Annotated in this window: 17 protein-coding genes and 1 tRNA gene; 3 read left to right on the top strand and 15 right to left on the bottom strand. The window is 72.6% G+C overall.

Features of this window, described 5'->3' with window-relative positions:
• Positions 1–8: 8 nt before the first annotated feature.
• The 5 genes from BFL37_RS03515 to BFL37_RS03535 all read right to left on the bottom strand — a co-directional run bounded on the left by BFL37_RS03515 (position 9) and on the right by BFL37_RS03535 (position 2,721).
• Positions 9–386 carry a hypothetical protein gene (locus tag BFL37_RS03515; RefSeq protein WP_086514005.1) on the bottom strand — a complete coding sequence of 126 codons (378 nt, stop codon included), beginning with the start codon at positions 384–386 and terminating at the stop codon, positions 9–11.
• Between the two features lie 105 nt (positions 387–491).
• Entirely contained in the window at positions 492–1,223 is a 732-nt protein-coding gene (locus BFL37_RS03520; protein WP_241533832.1) for an HNH endonuclease family protein, read from the bottom strand.
• A 275-nt stretch (positions 1,224–1,498) separates the two neighbouring features.
• Positions 1,499–1,729, bottom strand: coding sequence for a hypothetical protein (locus BFL37_RS03525; protein WP_086513777.1), 231 nt, complete (start codon positions 1,727–1,729; stop codon positions 1,499–1,501).
• 121 nt (positions 1,730–1,850) lie between these two features.
• Positions 1,851–2,354, bottom strand: a complete 504-nt coding sequence (locus BFL37_RS03530; protein WP_086513778.1) for a CarD family transcriptional regulator — start codon at positions 2,352–2,354, stop codon at positions 1,851–1,853.
• Positions 2,355–2,645: 291 nt separating this feature from the next.
• Positions 2,646–2,721, bottom strand: a tRNA-Lys gene (locus BFL37_RS03535).
• Positions 2,722–2,874: 153 nt separating this feature from the next.
• On the opposite strand from BFL37_RS03535, the gene bcp reads away from it, so the two are divergent.
• The gene (bcp, locus tag BFL37_RS03540) at positions 2,875–3,354 is read left to right on the top strand and encodes a thioredoxin-dependent thiol peroxidase (protein ID WP_086513779.1); all 480 of its coding nucleotides are present in this window, start codon (positions 2,875–2,877) and stop codon (positions 3,352–3,354) included.
• A 17-nt stretch (positions 3,355–3,371) separates the two neighbouring features.
• Here bcp and BFL37_RS03545 read toward each other — a convergent pair whose 3' ends face one another.
• Positions 3,372–3,737 carry a hypothetical protein gene (locus BFL37_RS03545; RefSeq protein ID WP_241533833.1) on the bottom strand — a complete coding sequence of 122 codons (366 nt, stop codon included), beginning with the start codon at positions 3,735–3,737 and terminating at the stop codon, positions 3,372–3,374.
• Between the two features lie 311 nt (positions 3,738–4,048).
• On the opposite strand from BFL37_RS03545, the gene BFL37_RS03550 reads away from it, so the two are divergent.
• On the top strand, positions 4,049–4,297 hold the full coding sequence (locus BFL37_RS03550) for a WhiB family transcriptional regulator (protein ID WP_012037746.1): 249 nt from the start codon (positions 4,049–4,051) through the stop codon (positions 4,295–4,297).
• Positions 4,298–4,397: 100 nt separating this feature from the next.
• On the opposite strand, the gene BFL37_RS03555 is transcribed toward BFL37_RS03550, so the two are convergent.
• From BFL37_RS03555 to BFL37_RS03570, 4 genes are all read right to left on the bottom strand, one after another.
• Positions 4,398–5,900 carry a sensor histidine kinase gene (locus BFL37_RS03555; protein WP_086513781.1) on the bottom strand — a complete coding sequence of 501 codons (1,503 nt, stop codon included), beginning with the start codon at positions 5,898–5,900 and terminating at the stop codon, positions 4,398–4,400.
• 9 nt (positions 5,901–5,909) lie between these two features.
• Positions 5,910–7,529 (bottom strand): AAA family ATPase, encoded by a 1,620-nt coding sequence (locus BFL37_RS03560; RefSeq protein WP_086513782.1) that lies wholly within the window; start codon positions 7,527–7,529, stop codon positions 5,910–5,912.
• Positions 7,530–7,531: 2 nt separating this feature from the next.
• Positions 7,532–8,170, bottom strand: coding sequence for an SAF domain-containing protein (locus tag BFL37_RS03565; RefSeq protein WP_086513783.1), 639 nt, complete (start codon positions 8,168–8,170; stop codon positions 7,532–7,534).
• A gap of 69 nt (positions 8,171–8,239) precedes the next feature.
• Positions 8,240–8,848 carry a hypothetical protein gene (locus BFL37_RS03570; RefSeq protein ID WP_086513784.1) on the bottom strand — a complete coding sequence of 203 codons (609 nt, stop codon included), beginning with the start codon at positions 8,846–8,848 and terminating at the stop codon, positions 8,240–8,242.
• 384 nt (positions 8,849–9,232) lie between these two features.
• Here BFL37_RS03570 and BFL37_RS03575 point away from each other — a divergent pair, with 384 nt between their 5' ends.
• A complete protein-coding gene (locus BFL37_RS03575) occupies positions 9,233–9,643 on the top strand; it encodes an Rv3235 family protein (protein WP_241533834.1) in 411 nt (136 codons plus the stop codon).
• Between the two features lie 130 nt (positions 9,644–9,773).
• Here BFL37_RS03575 and secA read toward each other — a convergent pair whose 3' ends face one another.
• From secA to mtrB, 5 genes are all read right to left on the bottom strand, one after another.
• The gene (secA, locus tag BFL37_RS03580; protein WP_086513786.1) at positions 9,774–12,599 is read right to left on the bottom strand and encodes a preprotein translocase subunit SecA; all 2,826 of its coding nucleotides are present in this window, start codon (positions 12,597–12,599) and stop codon (positions 9,774–9,776) included.
• Between the two features lie 197 nt (positions 12,600–12,796).
• Positions 12,797–13,486: a ribosome hibernation-promoting factor, HPF/YfiA family gene (gene hpf / locus BFL37_RS03585; RefSeq protein WP_086513787.1), complete on the bottom strand. Its 690-nt coding sequence runs from the start codon at positions 13,484–13,486 to the stop codon at positions 12,797–12,799.
• A 153-nt stretch (positions 13,487–13,639) separates the two neighbouring features.
• Complete coding sequence (locus BFL37_RS03590; protein WP_086513788.1) at positions 13,640–14,422, bottom strand: ComF family protein; 783 nt, start codon at positions 14,420–14,422, stop codon at positions 13,640–13,642.
• A gap of 61 nt (positions 14,423–14,483) precedes the next feature.
• On the bottom strand, positions 14,484–16,220 hold the full coding sequence (lpqB, locus tag BFL37_RS03595) for a lipoprotein LpqB (RefSeq protein ID WP_086513789.1): 1,737 nt from the start codon (positions 16,218–16,220) through the stop codon (positions 14,484–14,486).
• Positions 16,204–17,838, bottom strand: a complete 1,635-nt coding sequence (mtrB, locus tag BFL37_RS03600; RefSeq protein WP_086513790.1) for an MtrAB system histidine kinase MtrB — start codon at positions 17,836–17,838, stop codon at positions 16,204–16,206. The genes lpqB and mtrB overlap by 17 nt, the downstream gene beginning before the upstream one ends.
• Positions 17,839–17,842: the final 4 nt, after the last annotated feature.

A 17,842-nucleotide genomic window follows, 5' to 3' on the forward strand; every position in this document is an offset into this window, starting at 1 on the left:
CCCGCCCGTCAGCGCGACCCGACGCCGCCGCCTCCCGCCCCGGGGACGGCGGCGTCGTCCGTCGGGGCGGTGGGTTGCGCCGGATCCGGCCGCAGCCGCCGCCCGAACGCCAGCAGCTCGGCGTCGTTCTGCATCACCCAGGCGACCGCGGCGTTCAGGCTCTCGCGCCGCGCGACCCACACCCGCAGCCCGTCCGATCCGAGGCCGCAGGCGTAGACCTCGTAGGAGAAGGGCGCCGCGAGGTCGTCCCGGTGGCGGAGGACCCAGCCGAGGGCCGGCCCGTCGCCCACGCGCACGAGCCACGCGCCGCGCACGGGATGGGCGTGCGGATGCTCCGGCACCGGGCTGATGGTGCCGGTCGCGTCGCCGCTCTGCTTGCTCCACATGCGGATCTCCTCGGGTCCGTCCGACGCGGACGCCACGCCCGCACCGACGCCCGGCCGCGTCGAGCCGAGCGTACGCGCGCGCACCGACGCCGCGGTCCGTGCGCCTCACGAGCAGGCCCCGAGCACGCGGTCGATCGCGCTCCGGTCCGCGTCGTCGATCGACAGGCCGTACCTGCTCACGACGAAGGCGAACCGGGTCACGTACAGGCACCGGTAGTCCGCGTCGGGCGGGAGCCACGTCCCCGGCCCCTGGTCCGACTTCTCCTGGTTGGCGGGGCCGTCGACCGCCTGCAGCTCGTCGACGTCGGTGGCGAGGCGCTCGCGCCGCTCCTCGGACCACGACCACGCGCCGTGCTGCCACGCCCAGGACAGCGGCACGAAGTGGTCGATCTGCACGGCCGCGCTCGTGCGGGGACCCCGCACGAAGTCGATGCCGCGCCCCGTGTAGACGTCGACGAGGTGCCCCGCGACCACCGTGCAGCCCGGGTCGGACGGGGAGAAGGCGACGCGGGAGAGGTCCCGCACGAGCACGTCGTCGCGCTGGTCGCAGCCGTTCCCGTCCGTGTCCGCCCAGGCCGGGCCGAAGGCGTCGCGGTCGTAGCGCGGGTGGCGCCCGCGCCCGTCGGCGGCGATGGCGTCGGTCATCGCCCGTACCGCCGCCACGTCGATGCGACCGTCCCGCACGAGCCCCGCGCGCCCGAGCGTGCGCACGACCTCCCCGTCGGCGACCTGGGCGGTGAGCCGGCCGCCGCCCGAGTCCGGACCGAGGAGCGCCTCGCGCGCTCCCACGACGACCGCCGAGGCCGCGATGGCCACCGCGAGGACCGCGAGGAGCACGCGGACGACATGCCGTCGCCGGAACGGGAGCCGGAGCTGGAGCGCCGCCAGCGCGTCGCGGACCGTCGTCCTGGCGCCACCTCGCCGCCGCCCGTCCATCTCGCCCCCGCCCCGAGAGGCCCACGGCCCCGTCCCCGCATGCAGGGATACACGAGCGCCGGTAGGCGGCGTCGCCCCGCGGCGTCAGCCGGGGATCACAGGACGAGGCGTGGCTGGGGAGGACGCGACCGGCATCCGGCCGGCCGGCGACGCGTCAGCAGCCGGTCGGTGCCGGGTCAGACGAGGAGACGCAGGGCCTGGGCCATGTCCGCGATCTCGCCCAACGAGGAGGGCCCGGGCGTGTTCTGCCCGGCGGTCGCGAGGCGCATGAGGGCGAAGGCGATCACGGCGATGATCACGACCGCGGCGATCACGTAGATCCAGATCCGCAGGCCGCGTCGCGCCGGCTGGAGCGGGTTCTGCTCGAGGGGGCCGTCGTGGTCGGGTCGTTCGGGGTGATCGCGCATGATCGCACCCTACGCCGGTCGCCGCGTCGGTCGACGGGCCCGGATGCGCCGACGGGCGGTCCCCCGAGGTCGAGGGACCGCCCGTCGGCGGCGATGCGTCCGGGAGGACGCGTCAGGTGGTTCAGGCGGGGGAGGCGGAGATGCTCTGCGCGAGGACGCCGTCGAGGACGACGGACGCCTCCTCGTCGGTGGACTTCTGCGCGAGCGCGAGCTCCGAGACGAGGATCTGACGGGCCTTCGCCAGCATCCGCTTCTCGCCGGCCGAGACGCCCGAGTCCTGGTCGCGGCGCCACAGGTCGCGGACGACCTCGCTGACGCGGCGGACGTCGCCGGAGCCCATCTTCTCGGTGTTGGCCTTGAAGCGGCGCGACCAGTTGCCGGCCTCCTCCTCCACGTCGCCGCGGAGCACGTCGAACACGGCCTCCACGCCGGAGCTGTCGATGACGTCGCGCAGCCCGACGAGCTCGGCGTTGTCGACCGGCACGTCGATCACCAGCTCGCTCTGGTGGATCTGGAGGGTGATGTACTTCTTGTCGACCCCCTTGATGGTGCGGGTCTTGACCGCGGTGATCGTGGCTGCGCCGTGGTGGGGGTACACGACGGTCTCCCCTACTTCGAAAATCATGTAGTGCTGTCCTTCGATCCCTCGAGATGTGTGCCGGAGATGTCGCGCACGCGCATGCACAGCCGCGTGGACGCCGGCGTCCGCGCCGCGACGCACGCCGTGGGCGTGGCCGTGGTGCGTGGCCGGTGCACCGAGATCACCGGCCGCCGCGGCGCTCTGCTAGGGGCGTCCGCGGTGATGGTCCGACCGGTATTCTCTCATGCTTCGCTCGCCCTCATCGACGCGGCGGGCGTCGGGCGGATCGGGATCCCGACGAAATCCTCGGACGAGCCCGCGAATGCGGAGAACAGATGGTGCACCCCCTCGGACTTGAACCGAGAACCCACTGATTAAGAGTCAGTTGCTCTGCCAATTGAGCTAGAGGTGCAGGCGAGGACCCCGTCGAGCGGGGTACCGGACCGAGAGATGACACTAGCACCACGTCCGGGCGGACGCGAATCGGGGTCGTGGAGCGCCCGGCCGAGCCTCGGCCGCGCGGCTCTACCATGGACGTCGACACCCGCGATCGAGAGGCTCCCCCATGACCGAGACCACCCGCCTCGAGAAGGGGCAGCCCGCCCCCGACTTCACCCTCCCCGACCAGGACGGCTCGCCCGTCAGCCTCTCGGACCTCCGCGGCCAGGACGTCATCGTGTACTTCTACCCCGCCGCCGGCACCCCGGGGTGCACCACCCAGGCGTGCGACTTTCGCGACAGCATGGGCTCCCTCCAGGCCGCCGGATACCGCGTGCTCGGCATCTCGAAGGACCCCCAGGAGGACCTCGCCCGGTTCCGCGAGGAGCAGGGCCTGGGCTTCACGCTCCTGTCGGATCCCGACCTCGAGGTCCACCGCGCCTACGCCGCGTACGGGGAGAAGTCGCTCTACGGCAAGAAGGTCACCGGCGTCATCCGCTCCACGGTCGTCGTGGACGGCGAGGGACGCGTCGCCCTGCCGCTCTACAACGTGAAGGCGACGGGGCACGTGGCGTCGCTGCGGAAGAAGCTCGGCATCGACGCCTGACGCCACGCGCGGCCGGGTCAGTCGCGTCGGCTCGTGGCGAGGAGCACGGACCTCGTGAACAGCAGCACCAGCACGACAGCCGACGGCACGATGAGTCCCCAGCCCAGGTCCTGACGGGCATCCGCCCCCTGCAGGCTGCCGACGCCGACGGCGATCTGCAGCACCTGCCAGGTCACGGCCGCGGGCCGGACCCAGCTGCGACCCCGGAGGATCCCCCGCACGACGGCACATAGGAACACGGTGGCGAGCGCGGCCAGGGCGATGAGCGCGACGGCGCTGGCCAGGGACGACGGCGTCGAGGTCAGCAGGTCGACCACGAGCAGGGCCGTGACGCCGGCCATCCCCAGCGCCTCGAGTCCGATGAGGACCGTGAGCAGGATCACGGCGGGAGATCGGCGGGGCCCGTCTCCGGGCGCACGCGGGTCGAGGGCCTCACCGGTTCCGGTCACAGCACGTTCCCATACAAAGCTATTGATTGATCGTTGGCTCTATGCGACGATATTCGAGGTCGAGTTCGTTCACAGGGTGGTGAGCAGATCCGGAACCGAGCTTACAAGGGACGCATTCCCGAAGCTGAGCATCTCACGAGGAGGGGCATCGCGCCCCGTCCCGATGCGGTTCCCGGACGCCTCGCCCCACCCCCATCCCGCGGCAGATCCGCCGTGCAACGAGTACCGACCTGAGGAGCACCCCTATGGACTGGCGTGACAAGGCAGCCTGCCTGACTGTGGACCCCGAGCTGTTCTTCCCCGTGGGGAACACCGGCCCGGCCGTGGACCAGATCGACAAGGCCAAGGCCGTCTGCGGCCGCTGCTCCGTCACCGAGATGTGCCTGCAGTACGCCCTCGAGACCGGCCAGGACTCGGGCGTCTGGGGCGGGCTGAGCGAGGACGAGCGCCGCGCCCTCAAGCGCCGCGCCGCACGCGCCCGCCGCGCCAGCTGACGCGACCGCATCACGCACCACCGACGAGAGCCGGGCAGCCCACGGGCAGCCCGGCTCTCGTCGTCCGTGGACGCGGCGTCCGCTGCGCCGCCGGATCGGCTCAGCTCGCGACGGGCGCCAACCAGCGCAACGGGACCTCGATGGTGACCTCGGTGCCGCTGCCCATGAGCGTGTGCCAGTCGATGGTGCCGCCGAGCTCCCCCTGGATCAGCGTCCGCACGATCTGCGTGCCCAACCCGGTGCCGACCTTGCCCTCGGGCAGGCCCACGCCGTCGTCGCGGACGCTGACGGTGAGCGTCTCCTCGGTGCGCGCGGCCTCGATGGTCACCTCGCCCGACCGCCCTGCGAGCCCGTGCTCGACGGCGTTGGTGACCAGCTCGGTGAGCGCGAGGGCGAGGGGTGTCGCATAGGCGCTGGGCAGCACGCCGAAGCTGCCGAGGATCTTCGGGTGCACGCGCGTGTTGTGCGCGGACGCCACCTCGGCGATGAGGAGCAGGACGCGGTCGAACACCGCGTCGAAGTCGACGTTCTGGTTGAGCCCCTCGCTGAGCGTGTCGTGCACCACGGCGATCGCGCCCACCCTGCGCTGCGCGTGGCCGAGGGCCTCGCGCGCCTCCTCGGTGTGCGAGCGACGGGCCTGGATCCGCAGGAGGCTCGCCACGGTCTGCAGGTTGTTCTTCACCCGGTGGTGGATCTCCCGGATGGTCGCGTCCTTGGTGATCAGCTCGCGCTCCTGGTGGCGCAGCTCCGTCACGTCGCGACAGAGGACGACGGCGCCGACCCGCTCCCCGTGGCTGCGGATCGGGATCGCTCGGAGCGACACGGTGACGCCCCGCGACTCGATGTCCGTGCGCCACGGTGCGCGGCCGGCGACGATGAGCGGCAGCGACTCGTCGACGGTCAGGCGCTTGCCGGTGAGCAGGCTCGACGTGGCGTCGGCGAGGGACTCGCCCTCGAGCTCCTCGGAGAAGCCCATCCTGTTGAACGCGCTCAGGGCGTTGGGGCTGGCGAAGGTCGTGATGCCGTCCACGTCGAGACGCAGCAGGCCGTCGGACGCGCGAGGCGCTCCGCGTCGGGGACCGGTCGGGGAGCCGAGGTCGGGGAAGTCGCCGTCCGCGATCATCGCGAACAGGTCGTTCGCACACTCGTTGAACGTGAGCTCCTGACGGCTGGGCGTCCGCGTCTCGCTGAGGTTCGTGTGCCGCGTGATGACGGCGATCGGGGTGTCGGTGGTCTCGGGGCTGCCCTGGGCCAGGCGACGCAGGACGGGCACCGCCCGCACGCGCGTGGGGGTCTCCTCGTACCAGTCCGGCGCGGACGAGTCGATGATGCGCGCGGTCTCGTGGGCGTCCGTCACCTGCTTCCGCCACTCCGCCTTGATCGGCTGCCCCACGAAGTCGCGGTAGAAGAGCGTGGCCGAGCTCGACGGCCGGGCATGGGCGACCGCGACGAAGCTGCCGCTCACGGTGGGGACCCACAGCACGATGTCCGCGAACGCGAGGTCGGCGAGGAGCTGCCAGTCGCCGACGAGCAGGTGCAGCCATTCGACGTCGGCGTCGGAGGACAGACCCTGGGCATGCACGAGATCGCTGAGCGTGGACACGGCTACAGCCTATGCGGGCCGGGTGGGCTCCTCCCCCGCGCGATCGGCGCCTCGCCGGCGCGTGCCGCCCGTCCGCCGCATCCTCCGCGGTGCATCCTCGGGAAGCAGCAGCGTCGTGCGGGTGAACCGCGACCACTCCACGAGGGCGGGCGACCGCGGGGCGATGTCGCGGAGCGTCGCCCCCGCGAGCACGGCGGCGTCGAGCGCCTCCCGGTCCTCGGGGACGTACGCCGCAGCCTCCACGCTCCCGAAGCGGAAGAGCGTGCGGCGCACCTGGTTCGCGGCGTCCCATCCGCCCGCGCTGGGCCGGACCCGGTTGACGAGCACGGAGACCCGTGACGGGTCGACGATCTCGAGGAGCTGCACGTAAGCGCGGAAGAAGCGCGAGAGGCCGACCGTGTCCGCGGAGACCACGGCGACGACGTGGTCCGCGCCGCGCAGCACCGCGTGCGTGGCCGCGTTGCGACGGGGCGCGAACATGTCGCTCGAGATCTCCTCGTCGTCCTCGAGGTTGAACGAGGCGTCGACCACGGTGTAGTCGCGCCAGTCCCGGCAGGCCCGCAGCACGGCGGAGACCCGGCCCTCCGCGAGCTCCGGCCACCGGTCGGGGCGGGAGATGCCCGTCAGGATCGAGAACCCGGGTGCCCGCGTCGACGGGTGGTGCTGGGCGATCCGCTCCAGCTCCTCGATCGTGAGGCTGTCGGCGGCGGCGAGACGGCATGCCGCCGCGAAGCCCGGCGCCTCGTCCAGCAGGCCGAGGGTGGCGGCCACGGTGCCGCCGTGGACGTCGGCATCCACCAGCACGGCCGATCGACCTGCCGCCGCCACCTCTCCCGCGATCGCCAGGGCCGTGGCGGTCCTCCCGGGAGCACCCTGCGGACCCCATACGGCGATCACCCGACCCGCCGCACCGCGACCGTCGGCGCCAGCCTCGCCCGCATCCTGCTCCCGGATCACGGGAGCCGGCACGCGCGGACGTCGGACGAGCCCGAGGCGCGCGCGCAGCGGTCGAGCACGGCGGTCCGGCAGCCCGTCCCTCCGTGAGCCGGCTGCTGGCCCCGTGCTCCTTCCGTCGCGTGAGGGGCCGTCGGCGCCGTCCCACCCGCCGAGCGCATCGGCACGGCGGTCGGCCGCGCCGGATGACCGTCGGGATCCTGGCCCGGAGAGCCGGAACCGGTCCGGCGGGTCGCCCGGGGTGCCGCGCTCGGGAGGAACGCCCTCCAGGTGCGGCGCGACGGCATCCGCGCGCCGGACGCCGGTCGCCTCGCCTCCGGCAGTGCCCCACGGTCGCACCGTCAGCAGGAGCTCCTCGATCTCGCGCCAGGTGGCGCCCTCGTCCACGACCTCGTGATGCCCGAGCGCCTGCGCGTTCCGCCGGTCGGCCTCGCTCGAGGCGACGGCGACCGCTCGTGCGCCCCGCGCGTCGAGAGCCGCGAGCACGTCGCGGTCGAGGGTCGACGCGGACGCCGCGATGACCAGGTGCAGCGGTTCGGCCGTCGCCGCCCGGACCGCCGCGATCACCTCCGACGCGCCCGTGACCCGCGCGAGGACGGTGTGACCGGCCTCAACCACGTCGCGGAGGAGCGCGTCCTCCACACGCGGCGGGAGGGCGAGGACGAGGGAGGCCACGATCAGGCCCCCGCGTCGCCGACGGGCACGAGCGTGATCTGATCCCGCGCGTCCGTGGACTGGAGCACCGCCGCCACGTCCTCGCGGGGCACGGTCAGCTTCACCTGCGTGTGGTCCTGGTCCGCGACGAAGCCCTCGGGCCGGATGACCTGCGCGACCGTCGCTCCGGAGACGATGACGCGCGGGGCGTCGTACGCGTTCGTGCCCGAGCCCTTGGCCGCGGCAGCCCAGATGTCGACGACCGTGCCGGCCCCGACGAGGTGGTCGGCGCCCGCGGCGGTGGGGATGACGACGGAGGCGGTGGTGCGCGCATCCGCCGACGCGATCGAGGACCGCGGGACCAGCTCGCCCGCGCCGATGAATCGCGTGACGACGAGGCCGTCGACCGAGTCCGGGGAGACGTAGAGGCCGGCCGCGCCGTCGATGCGCACCCGCACCGGCACGAGGTCGTCAGCGTGGATCGTGCTCCCCGCGTCGAGGGCGGACCCCGCCGCCATGACGACGACCGAGGAATCCGCGGAACGCAGGAGGGCCACGACGCCGCCCGTGGACACGAGGACGAGGACGAGCCCGACGACGAAGCGAGGATCCAGCCAGACGGGACGGCGCGCCGGGCGCGCGGGACGAGAGGTGGGACGCATGCCGGTCAATGTCGGGGACGGCGTGCTCGGGCGTCGTGCGTTCTCCACATGCCGCGCGGGACCGTGCCCTCAGACCCGGACCAGGACGATGGCGGCGAGGGGCACGAGCCGGTAGCCGGAGACGGCGGACGCCCGCCGCGGCGTGCCCGTCTCGTGGACCGCGACGTCGACGTGGTCGCGGGCGACGCGGTCCAACGTGCCGCCGACGACGGTGTCGCGGAGCCTCAGCTCGACCCGCGCTCGGCGGCGGCACAGGTCCCGGAGGACGAACGGCAACCCGATGCGGTCGACGATGCCGCGCTCGGGAGGGAGCTCCGAGACCGGAGCCAGGCTCGACAGCACCTGCTCCCGGTCCAGCGCGAGCGCGTGGATCGACGCCAACGGCAGGATGCAGGCCCGCTCCTCCCGCGCCGTCGTCGCCTCCCCCGGGACGACGAGCTCCCCCGACAGCCAGTCGCGTCCGAGCACCTTCGCCCGGAGGTCGATCCACGTGCCGTCCGCCAGCGACACCCGCAGCACCTGGGCCCGGTCGGACGCGGTGAGCGCCCGGAGCCGGTCGCGCATCACGGTGCGCGCGACCCGCACGCGCTCCTCCTCGACGCGCTGATCCCGCTCCTCGGCGAGCCGCGCCGTCTCCCACTGGCCCTCGAGGTCGTCGAAGAGGTTCTCCCACCTCATCGGAGGCCGATCCGGCGGGTCCGGAGCGGGAGGGGCGGCGGCGGGGTCGGCTGGGACATCCACGTCACCCTGGGTCCCTTCCTTGAGATCCGCTCTCAGTTCTCCACATCTTGTGCGCTGGACGTGCGCCGAGCCTCTCGCACTGTCACAGTTGACCAGTCATCGTGGTCCCCCGATCGGGGGGGAGCACCGGGATGGGAGTGACGCATGAGTGAAGCAGTGCCACGGGAGGAACTCCCCGACCGCCGGAGCACCGTCGCCGGGAACCCAGAAGGCTCGTCCGCACGACGGTCCGGCTCCCGGAAGCCGGCCTCCGCGCCCGCTGCAGGGCAGAACGCCGCCGCAGGATCCTCGGCCACGGCGATCCCCTCGGCGACGGCGACCGTGCGGGGCACGGTCCGCAAGCGCTTCGACGTCGACGACTTCTTCGGACGCCAGCCCTGCAGCAGCAGGGACCTCCCCCCGTCCGGTCCGCTGCTCGAGAACCTCACCAGGTGCGTCATCGAGATCCTCGCCGGAGCGCGCGAGCTCGACCAGATCGCGCGATGGGTCAGCGACGACGTGTACCGCCACCTCCTGAAGCGCGTGGTCCTCAGCGCACGTGCCCGTCGCACGAAGGGCCAGTCCGTGACGCGCCCCGTGTTCACCATCGGGACCGTCACGTCGTTCTCGCCGCGCGACGGCGTCATCGAGGCCGTCATCGTGGTCCACGGCCGCGCGCGTGCCCGCGCGGTCGCCATCCGACTCGAGGGGCTGGACCGTCGCTGGCGTGCCACCGCCATCAACGTGCTGTAGCGACCGCTCGCACGACGAAGGGCGCACCTCCCGCGGGAGGTGCGCCCTTCGTCGTGTACGGACCGACGTCGAGTGCCGGCCGGATCCCGCGCGGTCCCGGGCCGACGGGGAACCGTCGACCCGGGAGGAGCTACTTGCGGCGGTCGGCCTTGCGGCGCTCCTCGCGGTTCTGCGGAGCGGACGGAGCGGCACCCGTCGCCTGGCCGAAGGCGCCACGCGCGGGCGGGCCCTGCGTGGTCTCCGGCTCGTCCTCGCCGACCAGGACGGCGTCCTCGGCCTGCTGGTCCTTCTGGGCCTTGGCGGTCGCCGCCTTCTCGATCTGGCCGCGCTGGTTGCGGACCTCGACGCCGCCGTCGTCGGTCGGGGCGGTGTAGCGGAGCTTGTCCGCCGTGGCCTGGTTGGCGGCGAGGCCCTTCGCCTGGATGCGCGGGCCCACGGATTCGGCATCGACCGGGGCCTGCACCTCCACCTCGAGGTTGAAGAGGAAGCCGACCGTCTCCTCGCGGATCGCGCCCATCATCTGCTGGAAGAGCGCGAAGCCCTCGCGCTGGTACTCGACCAGCGGATCGCGCTGGGCCATGGCACGGAGGCCGATGCCGTCCTTCAGGTAGTCCATCTCGTAGAGGTGCTCGCGCCAGCGGCGGTCGATGACCGAGAGCACGACGCGACGCTCGAGCTCGCGCATTGCGGCCTCGCCGAGCTGCTCCTCGCGCTTGGAGTACGCGAGCTTGGCGTCGGAGAGGATCTCCCGGCGCACGAAGTCGCGGTTGACCCGGCCCTTGCTGCCGGCCTCGGTGATGACCTCGTCGATCGTGATGGAGATCGGGTACAGCGTCTTGAGCTCGGTCCAGAGGGCGTCGAAGTCCCAGTCGTCGCCGTTGCCCTCGCCGATGTGCGAGTCGAGCACGTCGTCGATGACGGCCTCCAGGAAGCGCTGCGAGCGCTCCTGCAGGTCGTCGCCCTCGAGGATGTGGCGGCGGTCGCCGTAGATGGCCTCGCGCTGGCGGTTCAGCACGTCGTCGTACTTGAGGACGTTCTTGCGGATCTCGGCGTTGCGCGCCTCGACCTGGCCCTGGGCGCTCCGGATGGCGCGGCTGACGACCTTCGACTCGATGGCCACGTCGTCCGGCACGCTGTCGCGGCCCATGAGGCTGGCGGCGGCGCCGTTGTTGAACAGGCGCATGAGGTCGTCGGTGAGCGACAGGTAGAAGCGGCTCTCGCCGGGATCGCCCTGGCGGCCGGAGCGACCGCGCAGCTGGTTGTCGATGCGGCGCGACTCGTGGCGCTCGGTGCCGAGGACGTAGAGGCCGCCGGCCTCGATGACCTTCGCGGCCTCCTCGTCGACCTCCGACTTGACCGCGGCGAAGACGTCGTCCCACTCGGTCTCGTACTGCTCCGGCGTCTCGACGGGGCTGAGGCCGCGCGCGTTCATGGCGGCGACGGCGAGGAACTCCGCGTTGCCGCCGAGCATGATGTCGGTGCCGCGACCGGCCATGTTGGTGGCGACCGTGACGGATCCGAGACGGCCGGCCTGGGCGACGATGGCGGCCTCGCGCGCGTGGTTCTTCGCGTTGAGGACCTCGTGGCGGACGCCCTTCTTCGCGAGGAGCTTGGAGAGGTACTCGCTCTTCTCGACGCTCGTGGTGCCGACGAGGACCGGCTGGCCGGCGGCATGGCGTTCGGCGATGTCCTCGACGACCTGCTCGAACTTCGCCTTCTCGTTCTTGTAGATGAGGTCGGACTGGTCCTTGCGCTGCATGGGCCGGTTGGTGGGGATCGGGACGACGCCGAGCTTGTAGGTGCTCATGAACTCGGCGGCCTCGGTCTCGGCCGTTCCGGTCATGCCCGAGAGCTTCTTGTAGAGGCGGAAGTAGTTCTGCAGGGTGACGGTGGCGAGGGTCTGGTTCTCGGCCTTGACCGCGACGCCCTCCTTGGCCTCGATCGCCTGGTGGATGCCCTCGTTGTAGCGGCGGCCCATGAGGATGCGGCCGGTGTGCTCGTCGACGATGAGCACCTCGCCGTTCATGACGACGTAGTCCTTGTCCTTCTTGAACAGGGCCTTGGCCTTGATCGAGTTGTTGAGGAAGGAGATGAGCGGGGTGTTCGCGGACTCGTAGAGGTTGTCGATGCCGAGGTGGTCCTCGACCTTCTCGATGCCGGCCTCGAGGACGCCGACCGTGCGCTTCTTCTCGTCGACCTCGTAGTCGACCTCGGGGACCAGGCGCTTGGCCACGTTCGCGAACTCCGTGAACCAGCGGTTGGCATCGCCCGCGGACGGGCCCGAGATGATGAGCGGGGTGCGGGCCTCGTCGATGAGGATCGAGTCGACCTCGTCGACCACGGCGAAGAAGTGCCCGCGCTGCACCATGTCGGACGCCTGCCACGCCATGTTGTCGCGCAGGTAGTCGAAGCCGAACTCGTTGTTGGTGCCGTAGGTGATGTCGGCGGCGTACTGCTCGCGGCGCTGCTGCGGGGTCTGGCCGGCGAGGATCACGCCGGTGGTCATGCCGAGGGCGCGGAAGACGCGGCCCATGAGCTCGCTCTGGTAGCTGGCGAGGTAGTCGTTGACCGTGATGACGTGCACGCCGCGCGAGGCGATGGCGTTGAGGTAGGCGGGCAGCGTGGCGACAAGGGTCTTGCCCTCGCCCGTCTTCATCTCGGCGATGTTGCCGAGGTGGAGGGCGGCGCCGCCCATGATCTGCACGTCGAAGTGGCGGAGGCCGAGGGTGCGGCGGGAGGCCTCGCGGACGGCGGCGAAGGCCTCAGGCAGGAGGTCGTCGAGGGACTCCCCGTTGGCGTGGCGCTCGCGCAGCTCGACGGTCTCGTTCTTCAGCTCCTCGTCGGTGAGGTGCGTGAAGTCCTCCTCGAGCTGGTTGACGGCCTTCGCGTAGTTCTGCAGCTTGCGGAGCGTGCGCCCCTCGCCGACGCGAAGGACCTTCTCGAGTACTGAGGCCATCGGTGTCTCCCTGCGTAGATGGGCGGGCGTCGGATGACGACGACCGCCTGGACGGCGCGCGGATGTCGCCGCCGACGAGCTTCGCCATAGTACCGGCTCGTCCGCCCCGCTTCCCGGGAGCGCCCTGACCCGTGGACCCGGACACGCAGGAGGCCCCGCGCGCCGGGGCGCGCGGGGCCTCCTCAGGAGGGTGCGGATCAGCGGCGCAGCGACCGCGATCCGGCGCCGGCCCCGGCGAGCTCTTGGTCGCCGTCGGCCAGGCCGATGACGCCGTAGTCCCAGCCCTTGCGGCGGTAGACGACGCTCGGGCGGTCGGTCTCCGCGTCGATGAAGAGGAAGAAGTCGTGGCCCACGAGCTCCATGTGCTCGAGCGCCTGGTCGACCGTCATGGACTGCGACGGGAAGACCTTGGTGCGGATGACCACGGGGCAGTAGTCGTCCTCGTCGACGGGCTGGTCGACGGGCGCGACGCTCTTCCCGTTGACGCGCTCGATGAGCTCCGCGTCGGCCGGGTCGAGGTCGATCTGCGCGAAGCCCTCGGTGGCCGCCTCGTGGAGCGAGACGGGACGGTGGTTGCCGCGGTGGATCTTCTTCTTGTCCTTCGCGCGGCGCAGCCGTTCGAGCATGCGGCCCATGGCGAGGTCGAAGGCCGCGAACTTGTCGGCGGCGCTGCTCTCGGCGCGGATGACGGGGCCGGGCCCCACCAGCGTGATCTCCACGCGGTCGTCCCCGGCGGATCCGCCGGACTTCTCGCTGTGCCGCGAGACCTTGATGTCGAGCGAGATGGACTTCTCGGCGAGCTGGACGATCTTGTCGGCCTTCTCGGTGGCGTACACGCGGAATCGGTCGGTGATCTCCGCGTTGCGGCCGGTGATGTTGATGTCCATGACGTACCTCCAGATCATGACGCGCCGCCCGCTGGAAGAGGGCGATCACTTTCACGCCTTTCGGGCGAGCCTAGACCTCGGGCTCCTGCCCGCGCGAGGCATCCGGCGGGTGGACCGCGAGCGCATCGGACATGCACAGGGAGCGACGGCATGTCAGGCCGCGCGCGTCGTGCCGCGGCGGGATCGGTCGGGCACGGCGGTGAGGACGGCGCACGCGACGACCTCGCCGCCCGCGGCGCGCACGGCACGGCAGGTCTCCCGGAGGGTCGCGCCGGTGGTGAGGACGTCGTCGACCACGAGGATCCGGCGACCGGCGAGATCGACGCGCGCGACGAGGCAGCCGTCCACGTTGGCCGCGCGGGCGGCGACGCCGAGGCCGGCCTGGTCGGCAGGCCTCCGGGCGAACCGGAGCGGATGGCGCCCGAGCCCCGGGAGGCCCGGCGCGCGCAGCGGGCGGATGCCGGCGCGCGCGAGCAGGACCTCGACGGGCGCGTAGCCGCGACGGCGGAGGGAGGCGGCGGGCGAGGGCACGGGGATCACGTCGACGGGCGGCGCGCCGACCTCCCCCGCGGCGGCGAGGGCCGCGCGGACGGCACGGCCGAGCGGCGCCGCCATCGCCCGGGCCGCGTCGGTGCGGCCCTCCTCCTTGAGGGCGGACAGGAGCTGCGGCCACGGGGGCGCGTAGGCGCTCCCGCAACCGACCGGCAGCACGCGGGCGGGCTCGCGTCCGCGAGGCGAGGCGACGGCCGGGAGCGCGAGGGCCCGGACATGCGGCCGTCCGTCGAGCGCGGCCCGGCAGGGCGGGCACACGGCGCGGTCCGGGGACCCGCATCCGGCGCACGTCACGGGGGCGACCACCGCGAGGGCGTCGAGCAGGGCGGAGCGCAGGGCGGGCGGGACACGGGAGGGGGCGGGCGGCGACGGCTCGGGGATCACGCGCGGAGGGTCGCACGCCCGCGACCCGGACGGGACGGAGCCGACGGATCCGTGGAGCGCGTCAGCGCTTGGTGGCCACGAAGGAGACGCCGGTCGCCGTCTGCTGCCACGTGCTGCCACGGGGCGTGAGCAGGGCGCCCGCGCTCGTGAGCACGCGGAGCCCGGTCGCGTCGTTGGCGCCCGTGATCGAGACGCCGTCCGCCGCGGATCCCATGTCCTCGGACGGACCGCCCACCTGGTGCAGCTCGACCTTGCGCTCGCCGTCGGGGGCGAGGGTCAGGGTGGCGACGTCGAGCTCGTCGACCCAGGTCGCGTCGAGAGGGGTGCCCGGCGAGGCGAGGAGCTCGAGCGGCGTGGTCGTGAGGGAGATCGGGACGCCGCCGTCGCGCACGATCGAGGCGACGAGCAGCTGCGGCCCGGCGCCCGTCTCCAGCTGGACGAGGACGCGGGCGCCGTCGCGCGCGACCTCGAGCGAGACGACGCGGCCCGTGGCGGTCCAGCTGACGGCCACGGGGTGGCCGACGCCGTCCGGCCCCCAGGCGACGAGCCCGCGGGGATCCGACGCGGGCGTCGACCAGACGTAGCCCTGGGCGTCGAGCGACGGCGCCACGAGGCCCGGGCGCGTGTCGAGGAGGACCGCGTCGCGATCGCCGTCGCCCACCGACCACACGCCCGACCCGTTCCGGACCGCCGCCTGCTGTCCGTCGGCGCTGAGCGTCGCCGCGTCGGCCCCGAGCGCCGTGACGCGGGTGCCCAGCGTCCCGAGCGGGACGACCTCTCCCCCGCCCAGGTACCCGAAGGCGCCCTGGGCGAGGACGAGCGGACGCGACTCCGCCTGGGGGTCCTTGACGGGTCCGCGCCCGCCGAGGTCCGCGACGGTGAGGGGCGTGCCGTCGACGAGCATCTGCACGTCGAGCACGGACGGGATGTTGGACAGGCTCTGCCGCAGCTGCAGCTTCATCCGCTGCTGCGTGACGTCGTCGGCGGCGCGCGCCTCCGTCGAGAGGTCGACCTGCGGGGTGCCGCCCGCGGTCGTGACGGCGGACGACGCCAGCTGCGTGCCCTCCGGGAACGCGGTGACGACCGCGGGCTGGGACAGCCACGGCGACGGGCCCTGCAGGAGGGACTTGACGATGCGCGTGCTGACGCTCTGGGATGCACGCGTGACGAAGAAGCGGAGGTCCGGCACGAGGAACGAGAACGTGGGATCGAAGAAGTACAGGGCGTGCGCGCTGAAGATCTCGCGGAAGTAGGTGGAGCGGAGCGCGATCCCGTCGGGCGCCCTCGCGATCCGCCATTCGCCGCGCTCCTGCACGAGCTGGAAGGACAGGCGCGTCTCCTGGTCGCTGCCGACCTCGCGGTAGTGGCCCTGGCCGTCGACCGTGGCGATCGTCGTGACGGAGTAGCTGTAGCTGCCGTCGACCTCCTCCGAGGTGCTCGCCTGGCCCTCCCAGACGACGACGCTCGCGAACGGGTCCCAGCGCGACGCGAAGTCGGACGAGAGGAACTGGCGGGCGACGCCGTACTGGTCGGCGGAGCTGGTGGCGGCGTCGACGAACCCGGCGATGACGTCGTCCGGGGCGTCGCCGTCCTGCGGCCCGTCCGGCTGGTAGCTGACGCCGGACTCGTCCGTGACGGTGGCGGGGTCGCCCTCGGAGACGGGGCCGCCGGACGGGATGGAGACGCAGCCGGAGAGGAGGACCGCGCAGGCGGCGACCAGCGCGACGGCGGCCGCGCGGGCGGACCGGCGGGGCGCGCGGCGCGGACGGGGGCGGTGCGGATCAGGTGCTGGGGACACGGGCGTCCTCCTCGTCGGCGCGGTCGTCCGCGGGGTCGTCGGGCGGCAGCGCGACGGGCGAGCTGTCGAAGGGGACGTCGGGGCGCCGCGGCAGGGTCAGGCGGAAGCAGGATCCCTCGCCCGGCCGCGACCACAGCTGCAGCCAGCCGTGGTGCAGGTTCGCGTCCTCGAGGGAGATCGCGAGGCCGAGGCCGGTGCCGCCCGTGGTGCGCTGGCGCGACGGATCCGCCCGCCAGAACCGGTCGAACACGTGGCCCATCTCCTCGTGCGTCATGCCGACGCCGTAGTCGCGGACGGCGAGCGCGACGGCGTCCCGGTCGCTGTCGACCGTGATCACGATGGGCCGCCCCTCGCCGTGGTCGACCGCGTTGCCCACGAGGTTCGTGACGATGCGGCGCACCCGGCGGGCGTCCATCTCCGCGTCGAAGTACCCGCCCGGCGCGACCAGCCGGAGCTCCGAGCCCTTCTGCGCGGCGAGCCCCTCGAACTCCTCGATGGAGTCCTCGACGAGCCGGACGAGGTTGGTCGGCTCGGTCACGAGGTCGACGGCGCCCGCGTCGAACCGGCTGATCTCCAGCAGGTCGGCGAGCAGGGTCTCGAACCGCTCCACCTGCGTGTGCAGCAGCTCCGCGCTGCGGGCGGCCGGCGGGCTGAAGTCCTCGCGCAGGTCGTAGAGCACGCCGCCGGCGAGCCGGATGGTGGTGAGCGGCGTGCGGAGCTCGTGCGAGACGTCGGAGACGAAGCGCTGCTGCAGCTGCGAGAGGTCGGCGAGCTGCGTGATCTGCGACTGCAGCGAGTCGGCCATGCCGTTGAAGGAGCGCGCGAGCGTCGCGATCACGTCCTCGCCCTTCACGGGCAGGCGCTCCTCGAGCTGCCCGGCCGCGAGCTTCTGGCTCGTGTCGGCGGCGACGCGGATGGGCGCGACGACGAGCCGCACGACGAGCCACGCGATCGCGCCGATGAGCACGATGAGGAAGAGGAACGCCAGGAGGATCGTGCCGGCGACGAAGTCCAGGGTCTGCTGGATGTCGCCGAGGTCGTAGACGAGGTACAGCTCGTAGCGGCCGGCCGACGGGATGTCGATGCTGGAGCCGACGACGATGCCGGGGCTGGTGGCGCCCTGGTCGCCCACGGGGATCGCGACCGACTGCCACTGCTGAGTGCCCGTGCCCTCGCCGACCGCGCGGCGGAGGTCGGCACTCAGGAGGCTGTCGACGTAGTCGGCGGTGGACGCGTTCTGCAGGATGTTGCGCGCCTCCGTGCCGGGCGTGCGGCGGAAGGCGAAGTCGGAGAGGTTGATGGCGCTGCCGCGGAGCTCGTCGAAGACCTGCGTGCGCAGCTGCTCGAGCTCGGTCTGGTCGGAGGCGTCGGAGGAGGTGAACTGCTCCTGCATCCGGCTCGTGGCGCTGTTCGACTGCTGCAGCACGGTGTCGAGCCGCTGGCGGAAGAGGTCGCTCGAGATGCTCTGCGTCATGAGGATGCCGATGAGCAGCACGGTGACGCCCGAGAGCGCGACCGTGATGAGGACGGTGCGGAACTGGAGGGACACCGCCCAGATCCGGACGAGGCGGCGCGGCCACGACCTCCAGTCGACGAGCCACACGGGCAGGGGGCGCATCGGG

It is taken from the genome of Clavibacter michiganensis (assembly GCF_002151125.1).
In the GTDB taxonomy this organism is placed as follows: domain Bacteria; phylum Actinomycetota; class Actinomycetes; order Actinomycetales; family Microbacteriaceae; genus Clavibacter; species Clavibacter michiganensis_C.

Bases quoted from the DNA above. Each gene is read 5' to 3' on its own strand.
- BFL37_RS03530 (WP_086513778.1), bottom strand. From the start codon at position 2,354: ATGATTTTCGAAGTAGGGGAGACCGTCGTGTACCCCCACCACGGCGCA.
- BFL37_RS03570 (WP_086513784.1), bottom strand. From the start codon at position 8,848: ATGAGGTGGGAGAACCTCTTCGACGACCTCGAGGGCCAGTGGGAGACG.
- hpf (WP_086513787.1), bottom strand. From the start codon at position 13,486: ATGGACATCAACATCACCGGCCGCAACGCGGAGATCACCGACCGATTC.
- BFL37_RS03515 (WP_086514005.1), bottom strand. From the start codon at position 386: ATGTGGAGCAAGCAGAGCGGCGACGCGACCGGCACCATCAGCCCGGTG.
- BFL37_RS03565 (WP_086513783.1), bottom strand. From the start codon at position 8,170: ATGCGTCCCACCTCTCGTCCCGCGCGCCCGGCGCGCCGTCCCGTCTGG.
- BFL37_RS03525 (WP_086513777.1), bottom strand. From the start codon at position 1,729: ATGCGCGATCACCCCGAACGACCCGACCACGACGGCCCCCTCGAGCAG.
- bcp (WP_086513779.1), top strand. From the start codon at position 2,875: ATGACCGAGACCACCCGCCTCGAGAAGGGGCAGCCCGCCCCCGACTTC.
- secA (WP_086513786.1), bottom strand. From the start codon at position 12,599: ATGGCCTCAGTACTCGAGAAGGTCCTTCGCGTCGGCGAGGGGCGCACG.
- mtrB (WP_086513790.1), bottom strand. From the start codon at position 17,838: ATGCGCCCCCTGCCCGTGTGGCTCGTCGACTGGAGGTCGTGGCCGCGC.
- BFL37_RS03550 (WP_012037746.1), top strand. From the start codon at position 4,049: ATGGACTGGCGTGACAAGGCAGCCTGCCTGACTGTGGACCCCGAGCTG.